The sequence below is a fragment of the Pseudonocardia sp. D17 genome (genome assembly GCF_036984265.1).
In the GTDB taxonomy this organism is placed as follows: domain Bacteria; phylum Actinomycetota; class Actinomycetes; order Mycobacteriales; family Pseudonocardiaceae; genus Pseudonocardia; species Pseudonocardia benzenivorans.
In genome coordinates this window covers 89,814-105,747 of the sequence record NZ_BPRG01000113.1, presented here as the reverse complement: position 1 = coordinate 105,747, position 15,934 = coordinate 89,814, and the positions used below count along the sequence as shown (strand labels likewise).

The 15,934-nt window shown below is 74.7% G+C and carries 22 protein-coding genes; 20 read left to right on the top strand and 2 right to left on the bottom strand.

Annotated elements, in window-relative coordinates:
• Window positions 1-11 precede the first annotated feature (11 nt).
• From PSD17_RS18625 to PSD17_RS18545, 17 genes are all read left to right on the top strand, one after another.
• Window positions 12-1,016, top strand: a complete 1,005-nt coding sequence (locus PSD17_RS18625) for a TIGR03557 family F420-dependent LLM class oxidoreductase (RefSeq protein ID WP_339123806.1) — start codon at window positions 12-14, stop codon at window positions 1,014-1,016.
• A gap of 55 nt (window positions 1,017-1,071) precedes the next feature.
• Entirely contained in the window at window positions 1,072-1,503 is a 432-nt protein-coding gene (locus tag PSD17_RS18620; RefSeq protein ID WP_339123804.1) for an ATP-binding protein, read from the top strand.
• 188 nt (window positions 1,504-1,691) lie between these two features.
• Window positions 1,692-2,615, top strand: a complete 924-nt coding sequence (locus PSD17_RS18615) for a SigB/SigF/SigG family RNA polymerase sigma factor (protein ID WP_339123803.1) — start codon at window positions 1,692-1,694, stop codon at window positions 2,613-2,615.
• A 95-nt stretch (window positions 2,616-2,710) separates the two neighbouring features.
• Window positions 2,711-4,306, top strand: coding sequence for an ATP-binding SpoIIE family protein phosphatase (locus PSD17_RS18610; RefSeq protein ID WP_339123802.1), 1,596 nt, complete (start codon window positions 2,711-2,713; stop codon window positions 4,304-4,306).
• Window positions 4,303-4,620: an STAS domain-containing protein gene (locus PSD17_RS18605; protein WP_013674513.1), complete on the top strand. Its 318-nt coding sequence runs from the start codon at window positions 4,303-4,305 to the stop codon at window positions 4,618-4,620. The genes PSD17_RS18610 and PSD17_RS18605 overlap by 4 nt, the downstream gene beginning before the upstream one ends.
• Before the next feature lie 99 nt (window positions 4,621-4,719).
• A complete protein-coding gene (locus PSD17_RS18600) occupies window positions 4,720-4,971 on the top strand; it encodes a hypothetical protein (protein ID WP_013674514.1) in 252 nt (83 codons plus the stop codon).
• 273 nt (window positions 4,972-5,244) lie between these two features.
• The gene (locus PSD17_RS18595; protein ID WP_339123800.1) at window positions 5,245-5,688 is read left to right on the top strand and encodes a hypothetical protein; all 444 of its coding nucleotides are present in this window, start codon (window positions 5,245-5,247) and stop codon (window positions 5,686-5,688) included.
• A 290-nt stretch (window positions 5,689-5,978) separates the two neighbouring features.
• Window positions 5,979-6,794, top strand: a complete 816-nt coding sequence (locus PSD17_RS18590) for a hypothetical protein (RefSeq protein ID WP_339123798.1) — start codon at window positions 5,979-5,981, stop codon at window positions 6,792-6,794.
• Entirely contained in the window at window positions 6,787-8,112 is a 1,326-nt protein-coding gene (locus tag PSD17_RS18585) for an SRPBCC family protein (RefSeq protein WP_339123796.1), read from the top strand. Before PSD17_RS18590 ends, PSD17_RS18585 begins: the two co-directional genes overlap by 8 nt.
• Window positions 8,113-8,550, top strand: coding sequence for a gas vesicle protein GvpJ (gene gvpJ, locus PSD17_RS18580; protein WP_103380297.1), 438 nt, complete (start codon window positions 8,113-8,115; stop codon window positions 8,548-8,550).
• On the top strand, window positions 8,547-9,278 hold the full coding sequence (locus PSD17_RS18575; RefSeq protein ID WP_103380296.1) for a GvpL/GvpF family gas vesicle protein: 732 nt from the start codon (window positions 8,547-8,549) through the stop codon (window positions 9,276-9,278). Before gvpJ ends, PSD17_RS18575 begins: the two co-directional genes overlap by 4 nt.
• 6 nt (window positions 9,279-9,284) lie before the next feature.
• The gene (locus PSD17_RS18570) at window positions 9,285-9,515 is read left to right on the top strand and encodes a gas vesicle protein GvpG (RefSeq protein ID WP_013674520.1); all 231 of its coding nucleotides are present in this window, start codon (window positions 9,285-9,287) and stop codon (window positions 9,513-9,515) included.
• 32 nt (window positions 9,516-9,547) lie between these two features.
• The gene (gene gvpO, locus PSD17_RS18565) at window positions 9,548-10,348 is read left to right on the top strand and encodes a gas vesicle protein GvpO (protein ID WP_339123793.1); all 801 of its coding nucleotides are present in this window, start codon (window positions 9,548-9,550) and stop codon (window positions 10,346-10,348) included.
• Window positions 10,345-10,752, top strand: a complete 408-nt coding sequence (locus tag PSD17_RS18560; RefSeq protein WP_445261021.1) for a gas vesicle protein — start codon at window positions 10,345-10,347, stop codon at window positions 10,750-10,752. Before gvpO ends, PSD17_RS18560 begins: the two co-directional genes overlap by 4 nt.
• Complete coding sequence (locus PSD17_RS18555; RefSeq protein WP_013674523.1) at window positions 10,749-11,498, top strand: GvpL/GvpF family gas vesicle protein; 750 nt, start codon at window positions 10,749-10,751, stop codon at window positions 11,496-11,498. The genes PSD17_RS18560 and PSD17_RS18555 overlap by 4 nt, the downstream gene beginning before the upstream one ends.
• On the top strand, window positions 11,495-11,695 hold the full coding sequence (locus PSD17_RS18550) for a gas vesicle protein (RefSeq protein WP_013674524.1): 201 nt from the start codon (window positions 11,495-11,497) through the stop codon (window positions 11,693-11,695). Before PSD17_RS18555 ends, PSD17_RS18550 begins: the two co-directional genes overlap by 4 nt.
• A complete protein-coding gene (locus PSD17_RS18545; RefSeq protein ID WP_339123791.1) occupies window positions 11,688-11,987 on the top strand; it encodes a gas vesicle protein K in 300 nt (99 codons plus the stop codon). Before PSD17_RS18550 ends, PSD17_RS18545 begins: the two co-directional genes overlap by 8 nt.
• Before the next feature lie 40 nt (window positions 11,988-12,027).
• Here PSD17_RS18545 and PSD17_RS18540 read toward each other — a convergent pair whose 3' ends face one another.
• Both PSD17_RS18540 and PSD17_RS18535 read right to left on the bottom strand, forming a co-directional pair.
• The gene (locus PSD17_RS18540) at window positions 12,028-12,291 is read right to left on the bottom strand and encodes a hypothetical protein (RefSeq protein ID WP_339123789.1); all 264 of its coding nucleotides are present in this window, start codon (window positions 12,289-12,291) and stop codon (window positions 12,028-12,030) included.
• A 123-nt stretch (window positions 12,292-12,414) separates the two neighbouring features.
• Window positions 12,415-12,555: a hypothetical protein gene (locus tag PSD17_RS18535; RefSeq protein WP_339123788.1), complete on the bottom strand. Its 141-nt coding sequence runs from the start codon at window positions 12,553-12,555 to the stop codon at window positions 12,415-12,417.
• A 245-nt stretch (window positions 12,556-12,800) separates the two neighbouring features.
• Here PSD17_RS18535 and PSD17_RS18530 point away from each other — a divergent pair, with 245 nt between their 5' ends.
• The 3 genes from PSD17_RS18530 to PSD17_RS18520 all read left to right on the top strand — a co-directional run.
• Window positions 12,801-13,823 carry an acyl-CoA dehydrogenase gene (locus PSD17_RS18530; protein ID WP_339123787.1) on the top strand — a complete coding sequence of 341 codons (1,023 nt, stop codon included), beginning with the start codon at window positions 12,801-12,803 and terminating at the stop codon, window positions 13,821-13,823.
• Window positions 13,820-15,166 (top strand): bifunctional PIG-L family deacetylase/class I SAM-dependent methyltransferase, encoded by a 1,347-nt coding sequence (locus tag PSD17_RS18525; protein ID WP_339123785.1) that lies wholly within the window; start codon window positions 13,820-13,822, stop codon window positions 15,164-15,166. Before PSD17_RS18530 ends, PSD17_RS18525 begins: the two co-directional genes overlap by 4 nt.
• The coding region (locus tag PSD17_RS18520; protein ID WP_339123784.1) for a glycosyltransferase at window positions 15,163-15,934 on the top strand (772 nt) is incomplete at its 3' end. The genes PSD17_RS18525 and PSD17_RS18520, both read left to right, overlap by 4 nt.

Here is a 15,934-nt window from a genome sequence, read left to right as displayed (position 1 = left end):
AGGCGGACGCCATGACGTCGTTCGGCTACACCCTCATGACCGAACAGCGCGGTCCGCGCGAGCTCGTCGCCGACGCGGTCGCGGCCGAGCGTGCGGGCTTCGACTTCGAGGTGATGAGCGACCACTACTTCCCGTGGCTCGACGAGATGGGCCACGCCCCCTACGCATGGAGCGTGCTCGGCGCCGTCGCCACGGCCACCGAGCACGTCCCCTTCATGACGTACGTGACCTGCCCGATCATGCGGTACCACCCGGCGGTCGTCGCGCAGAAGGCCGCGACCGTCGGGCTGCTGTCCGGCGGCCGGTTCGCGCTCGGGCTCGGGGCGGGGGAGAACCTCAACGAGCACGTGGTCGGCCGCGGGTGGCCCACGGCGGACGTGCGCCAGGAGATGCTCGACGAGGCCGTCGCGATCATCCGGGACCTGCTCGGCGGCGGGTACGTGACCACGCAGGGCCGGCACTTCCGGGTCGACTCCGCGAAGCTGTGGGACCTGCCCGACGGCGGCGTGCCGCTCGCCGTCGCGGTGTCCGGGGCGCAGTCGGTGCAGCGGTACGCGCCCGTCGCCGACGCGATGGTCGCGGTGCAGCCCGAGGCCGAGCTCGTCCGCGGCTGGGACGCCGCCGCAGGAGCGGAGCTGCCCAAGATCGGGCAGCAGCCGATCAGCTGGGGCCCCGACGCCGGCGCCGCGACCGACCGGGCGCACTCGCTGTTCCGCTGGTTCGGCGGGGGGTGGAAGGTCAACGCGGAGCTGCCCGGAACGGCGGGCTTCGCGGCGGCGACCCAGTTCGTCCGGCCCGACGACGTCGCGGCGGCGATCCCGTGCGGACCCGACGTCGACGCCCACGTGGAGGCGGTCCGTCCCTTCGTCGACGCCGGGTTCACCCACGTCGCCCTCGTCGAGGTCGGTGGGGAGATGCAACCGGACTTCTGCGAGTTCGCCCGCACGACGTTGCTCCCCGCACTGCGCGAGGAGTACGGCAAGTCGGAGGGCCCCGGGCTCGCCGTGCGGCGGTGAGCACTACCACCAGGGGTCGTCGCCGCCGGCAGCCCCGGCGGCCAGGTGGACGGAGATGACCGTCATGAACCGGCAGTCCCTGCATCTCGGGCTGGACGCGCAGCCGCAGCAGGTCAGCCTGGTCCGGCGGGCGCTACAGACCTGGCTCGCCGCCAACGGCTGGCCCGACTCGGCGACGGACGAGCTGGTGTTCGCGGTCGTCGAGGCGTTCAGCAACAGCGTCCAGCACGCCTATCCGGGCTTCGCGTCCGGGCGCGTCACGATCGAGCTGGCCCTGCAGGCGACGACGCCGGGCCGCATGCGGGTGCTCGCCGTGGTCACCGACTTCGGGCACTGGCGCGACGCCGGCGCGCACCCCTGCCCCGGCAACGGGCTGGCGCTGATCCGGTCGGTCTCGCAGGGCATGACCCTGGCGACCGGCGACGCGGGAACCTGCCTGACGGTGTGGACCGACGACGAGGAGCTGGTTGCGGCGGAGCGGCGGTGACCACGCGTGTCGCCGCTGGTCGGGCGCGAGTTCCCCGGATTCCGGTTGAAGTCGCGCGCCGCCGGGAACCCGGCCTGGTCGCGGCCCCGATCGGCCGCGGCCCGTGGACGGGTGTCCGGGCGGTCCGCCGCCGGGTCCCGGTGGAGGTACAACCAGCTGCCTCTCGATCGCAGATTCGAGGAGGCTCCGTGCTCGACAACGCCCGCCCGACCGCCGGCCCGGTGCCGGTGCCGGTGCCGGTGGACGACGATGCCGTCCGCACCGCCGATCACGGCGCCGCGGACCACGCGGCGGACCACACGGCCGACCCGGCCGCCGATCCGACCGAGCTGGGCCCCAGCGAGTACGCCGACCAGATGCCGTTGCTGCAGCGCTACGCCGCGCTCCCGGCCGACGATCCCGAACGTGAGCGCATCCGCGAGCAGCTGGTGCTGTCGTTCCTGCCGGTGGTCGAGCACCTCGCCCGCCGCTACGGCAACGGCTACCGGGTCGCCGCCTACGACGACCTCGTGCAGACCGGAACCGTCGGGCTGATCACCGCGATCGACCGCTGGGACCCCGAGCGCGCGAAGGGCGAGTTCCTCGGCTACCTCATCCCGTGCGTCCGCGGCGAGATCCTGCGGTACTTCCGCGACCGGACCTGGTCGATGCGGGTGCCGCGGCGGCTGAAGGACCTCGGGGTCGCGATCGGCAAGGCCTCCGGCCCGCTGACCCAGGAGCTCGGCCGCGCCCCGCGGCCGAGCGAGCTCGCGGCCCACCTCGGCGTCGACCGCGAGGAGGTCATCGAGGCGCTCGCCGCCGCGGCCGACCGCCGGGCGACGCCGCTGTTCCCGGTCACCCACGACGACGACGCACCCGAGGAACGGGTCGGGACGGTCGAGAAGGCCTACGACCACGTCGAGTACGCGATCGCGCTCAAACCGTTGATCGAACAGCTTCCCGAGCGTGAACGTCTGATCCTGACGCTGCGGTTCTTCGGCGACCAGACCCAGTCGCAGATCGCCGCGAGGGTCGGGGTCTCACAGATGCACGTGTCGCGGCTGCTCGCGCGCACCCTCGAACGCCTGCGGGAAGGGCTGGCCGCGACCAACGATGACCTCGCCTCCACGTAATCTCTGGGACGGCATCGTCGCCCGGGACCCCGGGCCACCTCCCGTCCGCCACGGCGACGGTGCGCGTGGACGTGAGGAGGCGAGGGGTGCAACCGATGGATCCCCACGGTGAGCAGCTGCGACGGCTGCAGGCGCTCACCGACTCCGACCTCGCCCGGCTCGACGTCGACGAGCTGCTCGAGGCGGTCCTCGAACGCGTCCGCGACCTCTTGCAGGTCGACACCGGCGCCGTGCTGCTGCTCGAGCCGTCCGGGGCGTTCCTCGTCGCGAGGGCCGCGCTGGGTCTGGAGGAGGAGACCCGCCAGGGCGTGCGGATCCCGTTCGGCCGCGGTTTCGCCGGCCGGGTCGCCCAGGAGCGCAAGGCCGTCACCATCGCCGAGGTCGACCACGGCAACGTCCTCAACCCGATCCTGCGCGAGAAGGGGATCCGCTCGCTGCTCGGTGTCCCCCTGTGCATCGGCGAGGACGTCATCGGGGTCGTGCACGTCGGGGCGCTCGAACCACGCATCTTCACCGCCGAGGACGCCGAGCTGCTGCAGCTCGCGGCCGATCGCATCGCGCTCGCCACCCGGGCCCGGATGACGCATGCCGAGCTCACGGCCGCGTCGGTGCTGCAACGCAGCCTGCTGCCCGGCCTGCTGCCCGAGGTCCCGGGCCTCGAGCTCGCCGCCCGCTACGTCCCCGGGGGCGGCGGGGACGTCGGCGGCGACTGGTACGACGTGTTCGACCTGCCGTCGGGACGACTGTGCGTGGTGGTGGGGGACGTCGTCGGTCGCGGGCTGAACGCGTCGGTGGCGATGAGCAGGCTGCGCAGCGCGATGCGCGCGTACGCCCTGGTCAGCGACGATCCGTCGGAGATGCTCCGGCGCCTCGACGAACAGACCCGGCACTTCGAGCCCGACGTCATGGCGACCGTGCTGTGCGCGGTCGTGGAGCCGACCCTCGACGTCGCCCGCGTGTCGTCGGCCGGGCACCCGCCGCCGATCCGGGCCGTCCCCGGCCACCCCGGCGAGCTGGTGGAGATGCCGGCCGACCCGCCGATCGGCCTGACCCGGTCACGGCGACGGCACACGACCATGGTCGACCTGCCCGCGGGTGGCGGGCTCGTGCTCTACACCGACGGGCTCGTCGAACGCCGCCACGAGTCGCTCGACACCGGGCTGCAGCGGCTCATGTCCGCCGTCGTCCCGGGCCCGGCGGAGCTGGTGTGCAGCACCGTGATGGGTCGGATGATCGGCAACCACCAGGCGGTCGACGACGTGGCCCTGCTCGTCGTGATGCGGTCGGCCGCCGCGGTGACGGGCGGCTCCCTCACGCTCGTCGAGCCGGCCGAACCCCGGTCGCTTCGGGTCATCCGGCACGCCGTGCGGACCTACGTCGAGGCGCTCGGCGCGACGCCCGCCGAGACCGCCGACCTCGTCCTCGCCGTCGGTGAGGCGTGCGCGAACGCGGTCGAGCACGCCTACGGACCCGGTGGCGGGACGGTCGAGGTCCAGCTGGAGCGCGACGGCCCGCGGCTGACCGTCACCGTCACCGACACCGGCTCGTGGCGCGATCCCCGCGGGACGAACCGGGGCCGAGGGACGACACTGATGTACGCCCTGATGGACGACATCCGGGTCGACCGTGGTCCCGGTGGCACGCAGGTGGTGCTCACGACGACGCTGGGCCGGAGGGAGGACACGGCATGACCGATGCAGAGGTGACGTGCCGGGAGCCGGCGCCCGGCACCGTCGAGATCGTCGTCACCGGGGAGATCGACCTGCAGAACGCGGGCGCGGTCGAGCGGCGCATCCACGACATGGTCGACAACGAGGCCCGGTCGGTCACCATCGACCTCGGCGCCCTCGAGTACCTCGACAGCGCCGGCCTGCGTGTCCTGTTCACCCTGGCGTCGCGGCTCGAGCTGCTGCAGGTGGCGTTCGACGTGCGGGTGCCGGAGGGCTCGGTCGTCCGCCGGGCTGTCGATCTGTCGGGGCTCGGCGACATCGTGGCGGTCCACTGAACGTCGCCGTAACCGGGCGCGACCCGGACGGTTGGGCGTCGCCGGACCCGGGAACCCGGGCGGGGCCGGGGCCCACAGCAGCGACGTCAGGAGCCGCACATGACCGCGACGGACCGGGACGGATACGACGAACAGCCCGAGGCGACGCCGAGGGAGGTGTTCATCCGGCTGCTGCTCGACACCGTCCGCGACGACCCGTACCCGAGTGGCACGCAGCTCGACATGATCGAGCAGTCGATCCCGCCCGACATGGTTCCCGAGTACGTCGAGCTGCTGGCGCAGAAGTCGCGCGAGGGCGCGTTCCCGAGCACCGACGTCCTGCGCCGGATGCAGCGCATGTCGGGAGGTTGACCGCGCGGCCCCGGGCCACGAGCGGTTCCGGCGAGCCGCCGGATCGTGGCGCCGGGCCGGCACGCGCATCGGTCCCGCCCGGCAGGTACGGACGGGCCTGGGGCCACGGCGTGCGTCGTGGCCCAGTTCCCGCGCGCGGAGTTCCCGCGCGACGCGGAGTTCCCGCGTGACGCGGAATTCCCGTGCGACGCGGATAACCCGGGCCCGGTGCCGGGTAACCGGGCACGTCGTGCCGCCGCAGCCGGGCGGTGGCACCCAGCGGAGGGTGGACGCATGCGGCCGACGACGGCACTCGAGATCGACGACCCGCGGCACGTGTCGACGAACGGCAGCCGGCCGTCGGACTCCGAACGCCGGGCCGCGGCGGTCGAGGACCTGAAGGACAGCCTCAAGGAACTGCTGCGCTCGGCGTTGCGCGCGACGACGGGGATCGTCCTGGACAAGGTCGAGGACCTCGCCGCGATGTTCGAGCGCAGCGCCGCGACCGGTGGCCTGGCCATGGGCGGGCTGCTCGGCGCGGTGCGGGCCGGCATGGCCGGGTCGAACCCGATCTGGGGTGCGTTCAAGGGCGCGATCGGTGCCATGAGCCCCGGGATGCGCGCCGCGCTCGTCGCCGTGCTGGTGCTCGCGATCCTGCTGCTCCCGATCACGGTGGTCGTGCTGCTGGTCGCGCTCGTCGTGCTGATCGTCGTGGCCGCGGCGCGCGCGACGGAATGACGCGACCGGTCTCGTGGTCGGCGCCGCCGCGATCGGCGGCGGATTCGACCAGAGCAAGGCGTTCGGGCATTCGGCGGTCCGGCACCCGGATGAATCTCGATCACTCGCGTGAAATGGCCCGGCGGAATAGGCCGAACGGCCCATTTATCGGTGATTGGGCTCGCGAATGTGTGGGTCCGGATTGGCTCGGGTAACTGGTGGCGACCCAGGCCCGACCTGCACTCCGCTCCGATTCGTGATCTTCGAATTCGGATCTCGAGTCCGGGGCGGGTCACGATCAAGGAGGAAAGATGAAATGCGGCGCGCGAGTGGCGCTCGGGGTGGCCGGCGGCTACTTCCTGGGCCGTACGAAGAAGATGAAGCTCGCCCTGATGCTGGGTGGGATGGCAGCAGGTCGACGTGCCGGTGGCCCGGGTGAGCTGCTGGCCCAGGGCAGCAAGCTGCTCAACAGCTCCCCCGAGCTGGCGGCGCTGACCGACCAGGTCCGCGGCCGGTTGCTGGAGGCGGGCAAGGGTGCCGCGATGGCGGTAGCCGCACGACAGGTCGCCAACCTGACCGACAAGGTCGGCAAGCGGGTGGAGTCGCTCGGCGACATCGGTTCCGGGGCGCGCAGCGCGGGCGAGGACGCCGTCTCGTCGGCCACGGACGCCGCGTCGTCCGCCCGGGGTGCGGCCGAGGGTGTCGTGGGCCGTCGCCGCAGGCGGGGCGCCGAGGCCGACGACGCCGGTTCCGAGGACACCGGGTCCGACGACACGGCCGACGACGAGCCCGTGTCCGACGAGGACGTCTCCGACGAGCCCGTCGCCGACGAGGCGGAGGACGGCGACGACCTGTCCGACGACGTCTCCGAGGACGACGAGCGGGCCGGGGACGAGGACGACCGCCCGGCCCCGCGGCGGCGGCGCTCGGCGAAGGCCGCCGGACGCGCCGACGTCGAGGAGACGTCGGCGCGTGCCACGCGGTCGGGGTCCGGCGCCGGGTCGAAGACGACCCGCACCGCGAAGAAGGCCGCGGGTGGTGCCACGAGCGCAGCCCGGTCGGCGGGTAAGAGCGCGACGAGCACGGCCCGGAAGGGCACGGGCCGACGGAGGACCAGCAATGCCTGACGCGAAGCTCACCGATGCGCTGCCGACCGACGCGCTGAAGGACTCCGGCCAGCGCCTGCTGACGCTGCTGGTCCAGCGTGCGGCCGAGGCGGCGACCGACCGGGTCACCGGCCTGACCGACAAGCTCGACGGCATCACCGAGAACGGCGGGACCGGCCTGCGCAAGGCGCTCGGGGGCCGTGACTCCGACGAGGCCGACCGTGACTCCGAGGAGGGTGCCGAGGGTGACAGGGACCGCGACGACTCCGGCGACGGTTCCGGCGGCGGGTTCTTCGCCGGGCTCAAGGAGAAGGTCTCCGGGATGTTCGGCGGCGACTCCGGCGGCGGTGGTGGTTCCGGCAGCGGAAAGAAGCTGAAGGTCACCAACATCGTCGAGGAGCAGGACATCGGCCTGCCCCTGCGCACCACCTACGACCTGTGGACCCAGCTGTCGGACTTCCCCAGCTTCATGAAGAAGGTGGAGAGCGTCGAGCAGGTCTCCGACGAGAAGACGCACTGGAAGGCGCAGGTCTTCCTGTCCCACCGCGAGTGGGAGGCGACGACCGTGGAGCAGGTCCCGGACTCCCACATCGTGTGGCGGTCCACCGGCGCGAAGGGGCACGTCGACGGCGCCGTGGCGTTCACCGAGCTCGGGCCGAACCTGACCAGGGTTCTGCTGGTGCTCGAGTACTGGCCGCAGGGCCTGTTCGAGCGCACGGGCAACATCTGGCGGGCCCAGGGCCGCCGCGCGCGGCTGGAGTTCAAGCACTTCCGCCGGCACGCGATGACGACCGCGATCCTGCACCAGGACGAGATCGAGGGCTGGCGCGGCGAGATCCGCGACAGCGAGGTCGTCAAGACCCACGAGGAGGCGCTCGAGGAGGAGGAGCGCGCCGGCGGCCGCGACGGTGAGGACGAGCGCGGTGCCGGGCGCGGCGACGACCGCGACGAGTCCGACGAGTACGCCGACGACGAGTACGCCGACGACGAGTACGCGGACGACGAGGCGGACGACGAGGCCGGCGACCGCGACGAGGACGCGGAGACCGACGAGTACGACGACGCCGAGTACGACGACGAGGGCGCCGACGAGGGCGCCGATGAGGGCGCCGACGACGAGTACGCCGACGACGAGGCGGGCGACGGGGCGGCCGACGACTACGAGGAGACGGACGACGAGCCCGCGGAGGACGAGTACGCGGAGGACGAGTACGCGGAGGACGAGTACGCGGACGACGACGAGGGTGCCCGGGACGAGGCCGACGAGGCCGAGGACGAGCAGCCCGCCCGCCGGCGCAGCGCGCGTCGTCGGCCCGCGACTGCCGGAAGGAGCCGATGAATGACGGTCGCGACCCAGGCCGGTGGAGGCGGTCACGTCGACCGCGGTGGCGGCGGTGGTTCGAGCGGACTGGCCGACGTCGTCGAGCTGATCCTCGACAAGGGACTGGTCATCGACATCTTCGTCCGGGTGTCGCTGGTGGGGATCGAGATCCTCACGATCGACGCGCGGGTCGTCGTCGCCAGCGTCGACACGTTCCTGCGGTTCGCCGAGGCCACCAACCGGCTCGACCTCTACGGGAAGGGCAAGGGCGGTAAGGACCTCACCGAGCTGACCCAGGGGATGATGGAGGGCGGCGCGAAGGGCAAGACGGCCGGAGTGCTGGACGCGGCCGTCGACAAGGTCGGCGAGCTGCTCGGGGGCGACGAGGAGGACGAGCGCGAGCCCGTCCGCAAACGCCCACGGCAGCGGGCCCGGGAACGGGAGCGTGAGCGGTGACCGCCACCTACGTGTACGGCCTCGTGGCCGCCGGCACCACACTGCCCGAGGACCTCGTCGGCCTCGGCCCGTCGGGACGGGTGTCGCTCGTCGAGCACGACGGCGTCGCGGCGATCGTCGGTGACGTCCCGGACCGGCCGCTCGGCACCCGCGACGACCTGACGGCCCACGAGGCCGTCGTCGACACCGTCGCCGCCGCGACGACGGTGCTGCCGATGCGGTTCCCGGCCGTCGTCGAGGACTCCCAGGTGATCGACGAGCTCCTCGCGCCGCACCAGGACCGCTTCCTGCGCGCCCTCGAGCAGCTCGACGGCATGGTCCAGTACTCGCTCAAGGGCCGCTACGTGGAGGAGGTCCTGCTCAAGGAGATCGTCGAGGAGGAGCCGGCGGTCGCCGAGCTGCAGGAGCGGATCCGCGGGGTGTCCGAGGACGCGTCGTACTACGACCGCGTGAAGCTCGGCGAGATCGTGGCCAAGGCCATGGAGGAGCGGCGCGACGTCGACGCGAACGACATCCTGGACCGGATCTCGCCGTTCGCCGAGCAGGCGTCGCCGACGACGCCTCCCCAGCCCGACGAGGTCGTCGACATCGCGTTCCTCGTCCGCCGTGACGGGGTGGAGCAGTTCGAGAGCGAGGTCGAGGAGCTCGGCGCGGACACCCACGAGTGGCTGCGCCTGCGGTTGCTCGGGCCCCTCGCGCCCTACGACTTCGTCCCGGCGGAGGAGTGATCGCCGATGGGACTCGTGTCCGGTCTGCTGGGCCTGCCGCTCGCCCCCGTCCGCGGGGTCGTGTGGCTGGCCCGGCAGATCCAGGACCAGGCCGAGGAGCAGTACTACGACCCGGCCCGGATCCGCGCGGAGCTGGAGGCCGTCGACGAGGCCCGTCGCAACGGGACCCTCACCGAGGAGGAGTGCGTCGAACGCGAGAACGAGCTGCTGCAACGGCTGATGGTCCGACGGACCTGACCGGGCAGCCGGGACGAGACGCGACCGAGGACATGAGCGATGACCGCGAGGGACCACGCCGCAGGCCGGCACGTGACCGGCCGGCGCGGCGCCGGCCGGCTGGTGCCGAGGACTCCGAGGACCGGCCGGACGAGGTGATCGACCGGTCCGCCGAGGCGGACGACAGCGGCCCCGGCGGCGGGCCCGACGCCGACGAGGGTGTCGAACCCGACGACGAGCCCGACGAGGGGTTCGGCGACGAGCTGGACGGGGACGACGGGGACCGTGACGCGGAGGCCGCCCCGGCCGCCCGCGGCGGGTCCCGTGGCCGGCGCGCCGAGGCGACCCGGGGCGGCCGATCCACCCGCACCGCCGGCCGGACGACGTCGCGCAGGTCCGCGGCCGGCGGGCGGCGCAACGGGTCGTCGCACGACACGGCGACCGACGCCGGGCCGGAGGACGGGGGCTCGGAGGACGGGGGCTCGGAGAACGGGACCCCTCGCCGGAAGACCCCTGCCCGGAAGACCCCCGCCCGGAAGAGCCCTGCCCGGAAGACCTCGGGCCGGAGGAACCCCGACGACGGGATCTCCCCGGGCGCCGCGGCCCGGCGGGCCGCGGAGCACATCGTCGGCCTGACCGGCCGGGACCTGGAGAGCGTCGTGTCGATCGAGCGAGACGACGACGAGGGCGGGTGGCAGATCGGGGTCGAGGTCGTCGAGACCCGGCGGATCCCCGACTCCGCTGACATCCTGGCGCTGTTCGAGGTGCGTGTCGACGAGGACGGCGAGCTGGCCGGGTTCCGGCGCGTCGGCCGCTACAGCCGCGGCCGGCTGTACGAGAACGGAGGACGATGACCAGCGGAGGGCTCCCGATGCCCGGCGGCGCGTCCCGCCCGGCCGAGCGCCGCGTGGAGTCGACGAACCTGGCCGACATCCTCGAACGCGTTCTCGACAAGGGGATCGTGATCGCGGGCGACATCCGGGTGAACCTGCTCGACATCGAGCTGCTGACGATCAAGATCCGGTTGCTCGTCGCGTCGGTCGACAAGGCCCGCGAGATCGGGATCGACTGGTGGGAGCACGACCCGACCCTCAGCTCGGGGCAGCGCGACCTGAACGAGGAGAACCGCCGGCTGCGGCAGCGGATCGGTGACCTCGAGGCCGCGCGTACCGCGGAGCTGGACGGGGCGCCGGAGCGGCCGCGCCGGTCTGCCGCGCGGCGCAGGGCAGAGGAGCAGCAGCAGGAGTCCGACGGGTGAGCCTGGTCTGGGTGTACGCCGTGCGCGACGGGGACGCCGACGACCCGCCCGCAGTGTCCGGTGTGGACGGTGAGCGGCCCCGCGTCGTCGCCGCCGGGACGCTCGGCGCGGTCGTCGGGACCGTCGCCGACGAGGGCTTCGACGAGGCCGGGCTCGCCGCCGCGATGGAGGATCTCGCCCGGCTGGAGGCGCTCGCGAGGGCGCACCACGCCGTCGTGGTCGAGGCGGGGAGCGCCGGGGCCGTCGCCCCGGTGCGGCTGGCGACGGTCTTCCGCGACGACGAGGCGGTCGTCGCGATGCTGCGTGAACGGGCCGACGAGTTCGAGGCCGCGCTCGACCGCGTGCGCGGACGCCGCGAGTGGGGGGTGAAGGTCTACGCGGACACGCGGGCCGGCGGCGACGACAGCCCGGCGCCGGCGCCGGGCGACCGGCCGGGCACGGCATACCTGTTGCGGCGCAAGGCTGATCGCGACCGCGGTGCGGCCGGTCGGGAGCGCGCACGCGCCGTCGCGGAGTCGGTCGCCGACGCCGCCGGGACCCACGCGGTCGACGTCCGTCGGTTCGCGCTGCAGGACGCCCGGCTCTCGGGCCGGAACGAGGAGATGGTCCTCAACGCGACGTTCCTCGTCGACGAGACGCAGGAGGCGGAGTTCCGGGCCGCGGTCACGGGCGCGGGCGACGGTGCCACCGTGGAGCTGACCGGGCCGTGGCCGCCCTTCTCGTTCGCGACGGCGGACCCGCCGTGACGCTCGCGCATCCCGACGACGAGCTCAGCCTCGTCGACCTCCTCGACCGGCTGCTCGCCGGCGGGGTGGTGCTCACCGGGGAGGTCACCATCTCGCTCGCCGAGGTCGATCTCGTGCACGTGTCGCTGCGCGCGCTGATCAGCTCGGTGTCGACGCTCGCCGTCGGCCCCGACCCGGGGGAGGGCGACGGTGCCTGAGCTGCCGAGCCGCATCGACGCCCAGCCCGACACGGTCGGCCGCGACCTCGGTCGGCTGGTGCTGACCGTCGTCGAGCTCCTGCGCCAGCTCATGGAGCGGCAGGCGCTGCGCCGGGTCGACGCGGGGGACCTCCCGGACGAGAAGATCGAGGCGCTGGGGGTCGGCCTGATGCGGCTGGAGGAGGCGATGGTCGAGCTCCGGGAGCACTTCGGCCTCGAGCCCGGGGACCTGAACATCGACCTCGGCCCGCTCGGGAACCTGCTGGGTCCCGAGGCGGGACGAGGCCGGTGACGGCGCGGACGCCCGTCGCGTAGCGCCGCTGCCCCGACGGTCAGAGCGCCGGGTGGTCCGGAGTGCCCCCGCCGGAGCGCAGCCTGCCCAGCATCTCGGTGACGGCCTCGTCGCCCGCGTCGGTGAGCTGCTGGTCGACGAAGATGCCCGACGCCGTCTCGATCCGCTCGCGTTCGGTCCCCGGGTCGGCGATGACCGCCTCCGGTGTGACCGTCGGGTCCGCGAGCAGCTCGGCCACGGCGGCGCGGACGTCGTCGAGTGAGTGCTGTTCCTCGAACGCGATGTCGGACAGGCGACGGCCCATGGGGTGACCTCCGGGGTGCGAGCCGGCAGAACCGGACGTGGGCCCGCGACGACCGCGGGTGCAGGTCGGTGGTACCCACGCGGGTCCGCCGGGAACCGCGCCCGGCGTGTCCCGGTCGGCGGGTCAGGCGTCCTGGCCCTGCGGTGCCCCGGAGCTCGTCCCGGAGTCGGGTGGGCGGGTGTCGCGGTCGTCGCGGCGCCGGTCGGGCCGGCCGCCGCGGTCCGGGCCGGTTCCGCTGTCGGGGTGGCCGTCCTCGACGGTCACCGCATCGGGTTCGTCGCGGGGTGCAGGTCACGGGAGCCGTGCGGGTGCGTGCCCATGACGGGTGGGTACCCCCGAAGGCCCCGGCGTACCGGCCGGCGCCGCCGGGTGGTTGTGCCCGGGTGGTTCTGGCCGGGTGGTTGTGATCGTGGCGGGCGGGGTACCGACCCCTGTTCCGCCGGGATCCACACGCGACCCCGGCCGTCGTCGTGCCGTCCGCAGGGGCGGCGGTGAGGAGACCGGCTCCGATGACCGTGTCGCTGCCCGGGGTCCGTCATCGGCTGCTCGGCTCCGCGCCGCCCGACCCGGGACCCGCCGCCACCCGGGACGCCGCGACGGACCTGGCCCGCGCCGCCGCCCGGGGCGAGACCGACCTCCCGGCCCCCGGTGCGGGCGCGACGGCGCAGCGCTGGGCCGCGCTCGCCCGGTGGGGCCGCACGGAGCTGTCGTTCGCGCGGCTGTGCGAGGGCCACACCGACGCCGTCGCGATCCTCGCCGAGGCCGGGCGCACACCGGTACCCGGGGCGACGTACGGCGTCTGGGCGGCGCGGTCGGGCGGCACCGGCGCGGTGCTCGCGGGCGGGGCCGGAGCGTGGCGCCTGCGTGGCCGGGTGCGGTTCTGCTCGGGAGCACACGGGCTGGACCGGGCGCTCGTCGTCGCCGCGGCCCCCGACGGCAGCCGGATCGCCGACGTGCCGCTCGCCCGGCCCGGGGTGCGGCCGGTCGCGGGGACGTGGCAGACGGTCGGGATGGCGCGCAGCGACAGCGCCGACGTCGATCTCGACGACGTGCCGGTCGACGACGACGCGCTGGTCGGGGGGCCCGGCTGGTACACCGCGCGGCCCGGGTTCTGGCACGGCGGCGGCGGGGTGGCCGCGGTGTGGCTGGGCGGCGCCGCCGGGGTGCTCGACGACCTGCGCCTCGTCGTCGCCGCCGCGGACCCCGATCCGCACCGGCTCGCCCTGTTCGGGGAGCTGCACACCGGCGTCGCCGCGTGCGACGCGCTGCTGGTCGCGACCGCTGCGGCGATCGACGACGATCCCGCGGACGCGCACCGGGAGGCGGTGTGGACCGCACGGGCGGCAGTGGAGCTCGCGTGCCGCCGGGTCCTCGACGTGGCGCCCCGGCTGGCCGGGGTGGCGGCGTTGACCCGCGGGGGCCGGCTCGCGGGCCGGCTCGCCGACCTGGGTGTCTACGTGCGCCAGCACCACGGCGAGCGGGACCTCGCCGCGCTCGGGGCCGCCGTGCTGGACCCGGACGGTGCCCGGTGAGCGGCGGGCGGGCCGGCTCGACGTCGTCGGCGCCGCGGAGCACGCCACGACCGGTCGCGGCGCCACGGGTCTGGGCCGACGCGCTCGCCCGGCACGATCTGCCGGCCATGCCCGTCGCCGGGACGGGACCACTCGTCGTCGTCGCCGCGCACCCCGACGACGAGACCCTCGGCGCCGCGGGGTTCACGGCCGCGGCGCACGGCGCGGGTGCCGAGGTCCGGGTCGTCGTCGCGACCGACGGGGAGGCGGCATTCCCCGGCCTCGACCGCGAGGAGCGGGCAGCACTCGGCCGGGCCCGGCGCCGCGAGCTGCGGGACGCGCTGACGTCGCTCGGGCTCGACGACGTCGACGTCACCTGGCTGGGGCTGCCCGACTCCGACCTGGCCGCCCACCACGGTGTCCTGGTCGACGCCCTGCGGCCGGTGCTCGCCGGGGCGACGACGTGCCTCGCGCCGTGGACCGAGGACCCGCACCCCGACCACGCCGCCGCCGGCACCGCCGCGGCGGCCGCCGCGCCCGTCACCACGCACTGCTGGTCGTACCCGATCTGGGCGTGCGTGTGGGGGAGCCCCGACGAGGTCGGCCCCCCGTGGCACCGCGCCGCCCGCCACGACCTGTCGCAGGCGCAGGCGCGGCGCAAACGCGAGGCGATCGCCCGGTTCGGCACGCAGGTCGCCACCGCGCCCGACGGCGGCCCCCCGATCCTGCCGCCGCAGGTGCTGGCGCACTTCGACACCGGCGTCGAGCTGTTCTGGCGGGCGCCGCGGCGCACCGGTGCGCCCGCCGCGCGCTTCGCCGACCTGTACGCGACCCCGGGCGGCGACCCGTGGGCGACCCGGACGAGCTGGTACGAGCGACGCAAACGCGCGGTCGCGCTGTCGTGCCTGCCGCGGCAGCACTACGACTCGGCCGCCGAGCCCGGCTGCGGGACCGGTGAGCTGACCCGCGAGCTGGCCGGCCGCTGCGGGGCCGTCGTCGCCTCCGACGTCGTGCCTGCCGCGGTCGCGGCGACGCGCGCCGCCACCGCCGGCCTCCCGCACGTCACCGTGCGCGCCGACGCGCTGCCCGGACCCGGGGCGATCCCCCTCGGCACCGACCTGGCCGTCATGTCCGAGGTGCTCTACTACCTGTCCGCCGCCGACCTCGACGCGACGCTGGACCTGCTGGCCGCGGCCGTCGTCCCGGGCGGCGACGTGCTCGTCGTGCACTGGCGCGGCTGGCCCGCCGAGGCACCACACGACGCCCGGGCGGTCCGGGCCCGCTTCGACGCCGACGAGCGGTTCGAGCTGCTGGTCGACCACGTCGACACGGAGTTCGTCGCGCACGTCCACCGCCGCCGGTGAGCCCGGCGGACGGCGCGCGTACCCCGCGCGACATCGTGGCGGTGGCCGTCGTCGTGCCCGCCCACGACGAGGAGGCCCTGATCGGGCCGTGCCTGGCCGCGCTCGCCACGGCCGCGCGTGCGGTGTCCTCCCAGGTCGCGGTCGCGGTGTCGGTGGTACTCGACCGGTGCACCGACGGCACGGCCGCCGTCGTGCGCGATGCGGTCCGCCGCTGGTGGCCGCGGTCGGCGGTCGCGACGCTCGGCAACGCCGTCCCGCGCACGATCGGTGAGCTGCGCACCCTCGGGCTCGACGACGCGCTGCGCCGCCTCGGGCTCGCCGACCTCGGCCGGGCCTGGCTGCTGTCGACCGACGCCGACACCCGCGTACCGCCCGACTGGATGCGCCGCCACCTGCGCCACGCCGCGGCCGGCGCGGACGCGGTCGCGGGGATGGCCGACCTCGACAGCCCGCACCGGCTGCCGCCGGACGTGCTCTGCCGCTACACCGCGCTCGTCGACGCGGGCATGGCTGCCGACGCCCACACGCACGTCTACGCTGCGAACCTCGGCGTGCGCGCCGACGCGTTCCTCGAGGCGGGCGGCTTCCCCGCCGTCGCGGCGGGGGAGGAGCACGCGCTGCTGGCGCGGCTCCGTGCCGCGGGCAGGCACATCGTCACCCCGGTGGACCTGCGGGTCCGGACCAGCGCGCGGACCCGGGGCCGCGCCGTCGGCGGACTGGCGGACCTGTTGGGCTCGCTGGGCGCGCCGACCCCCGCACCCGGGCCCG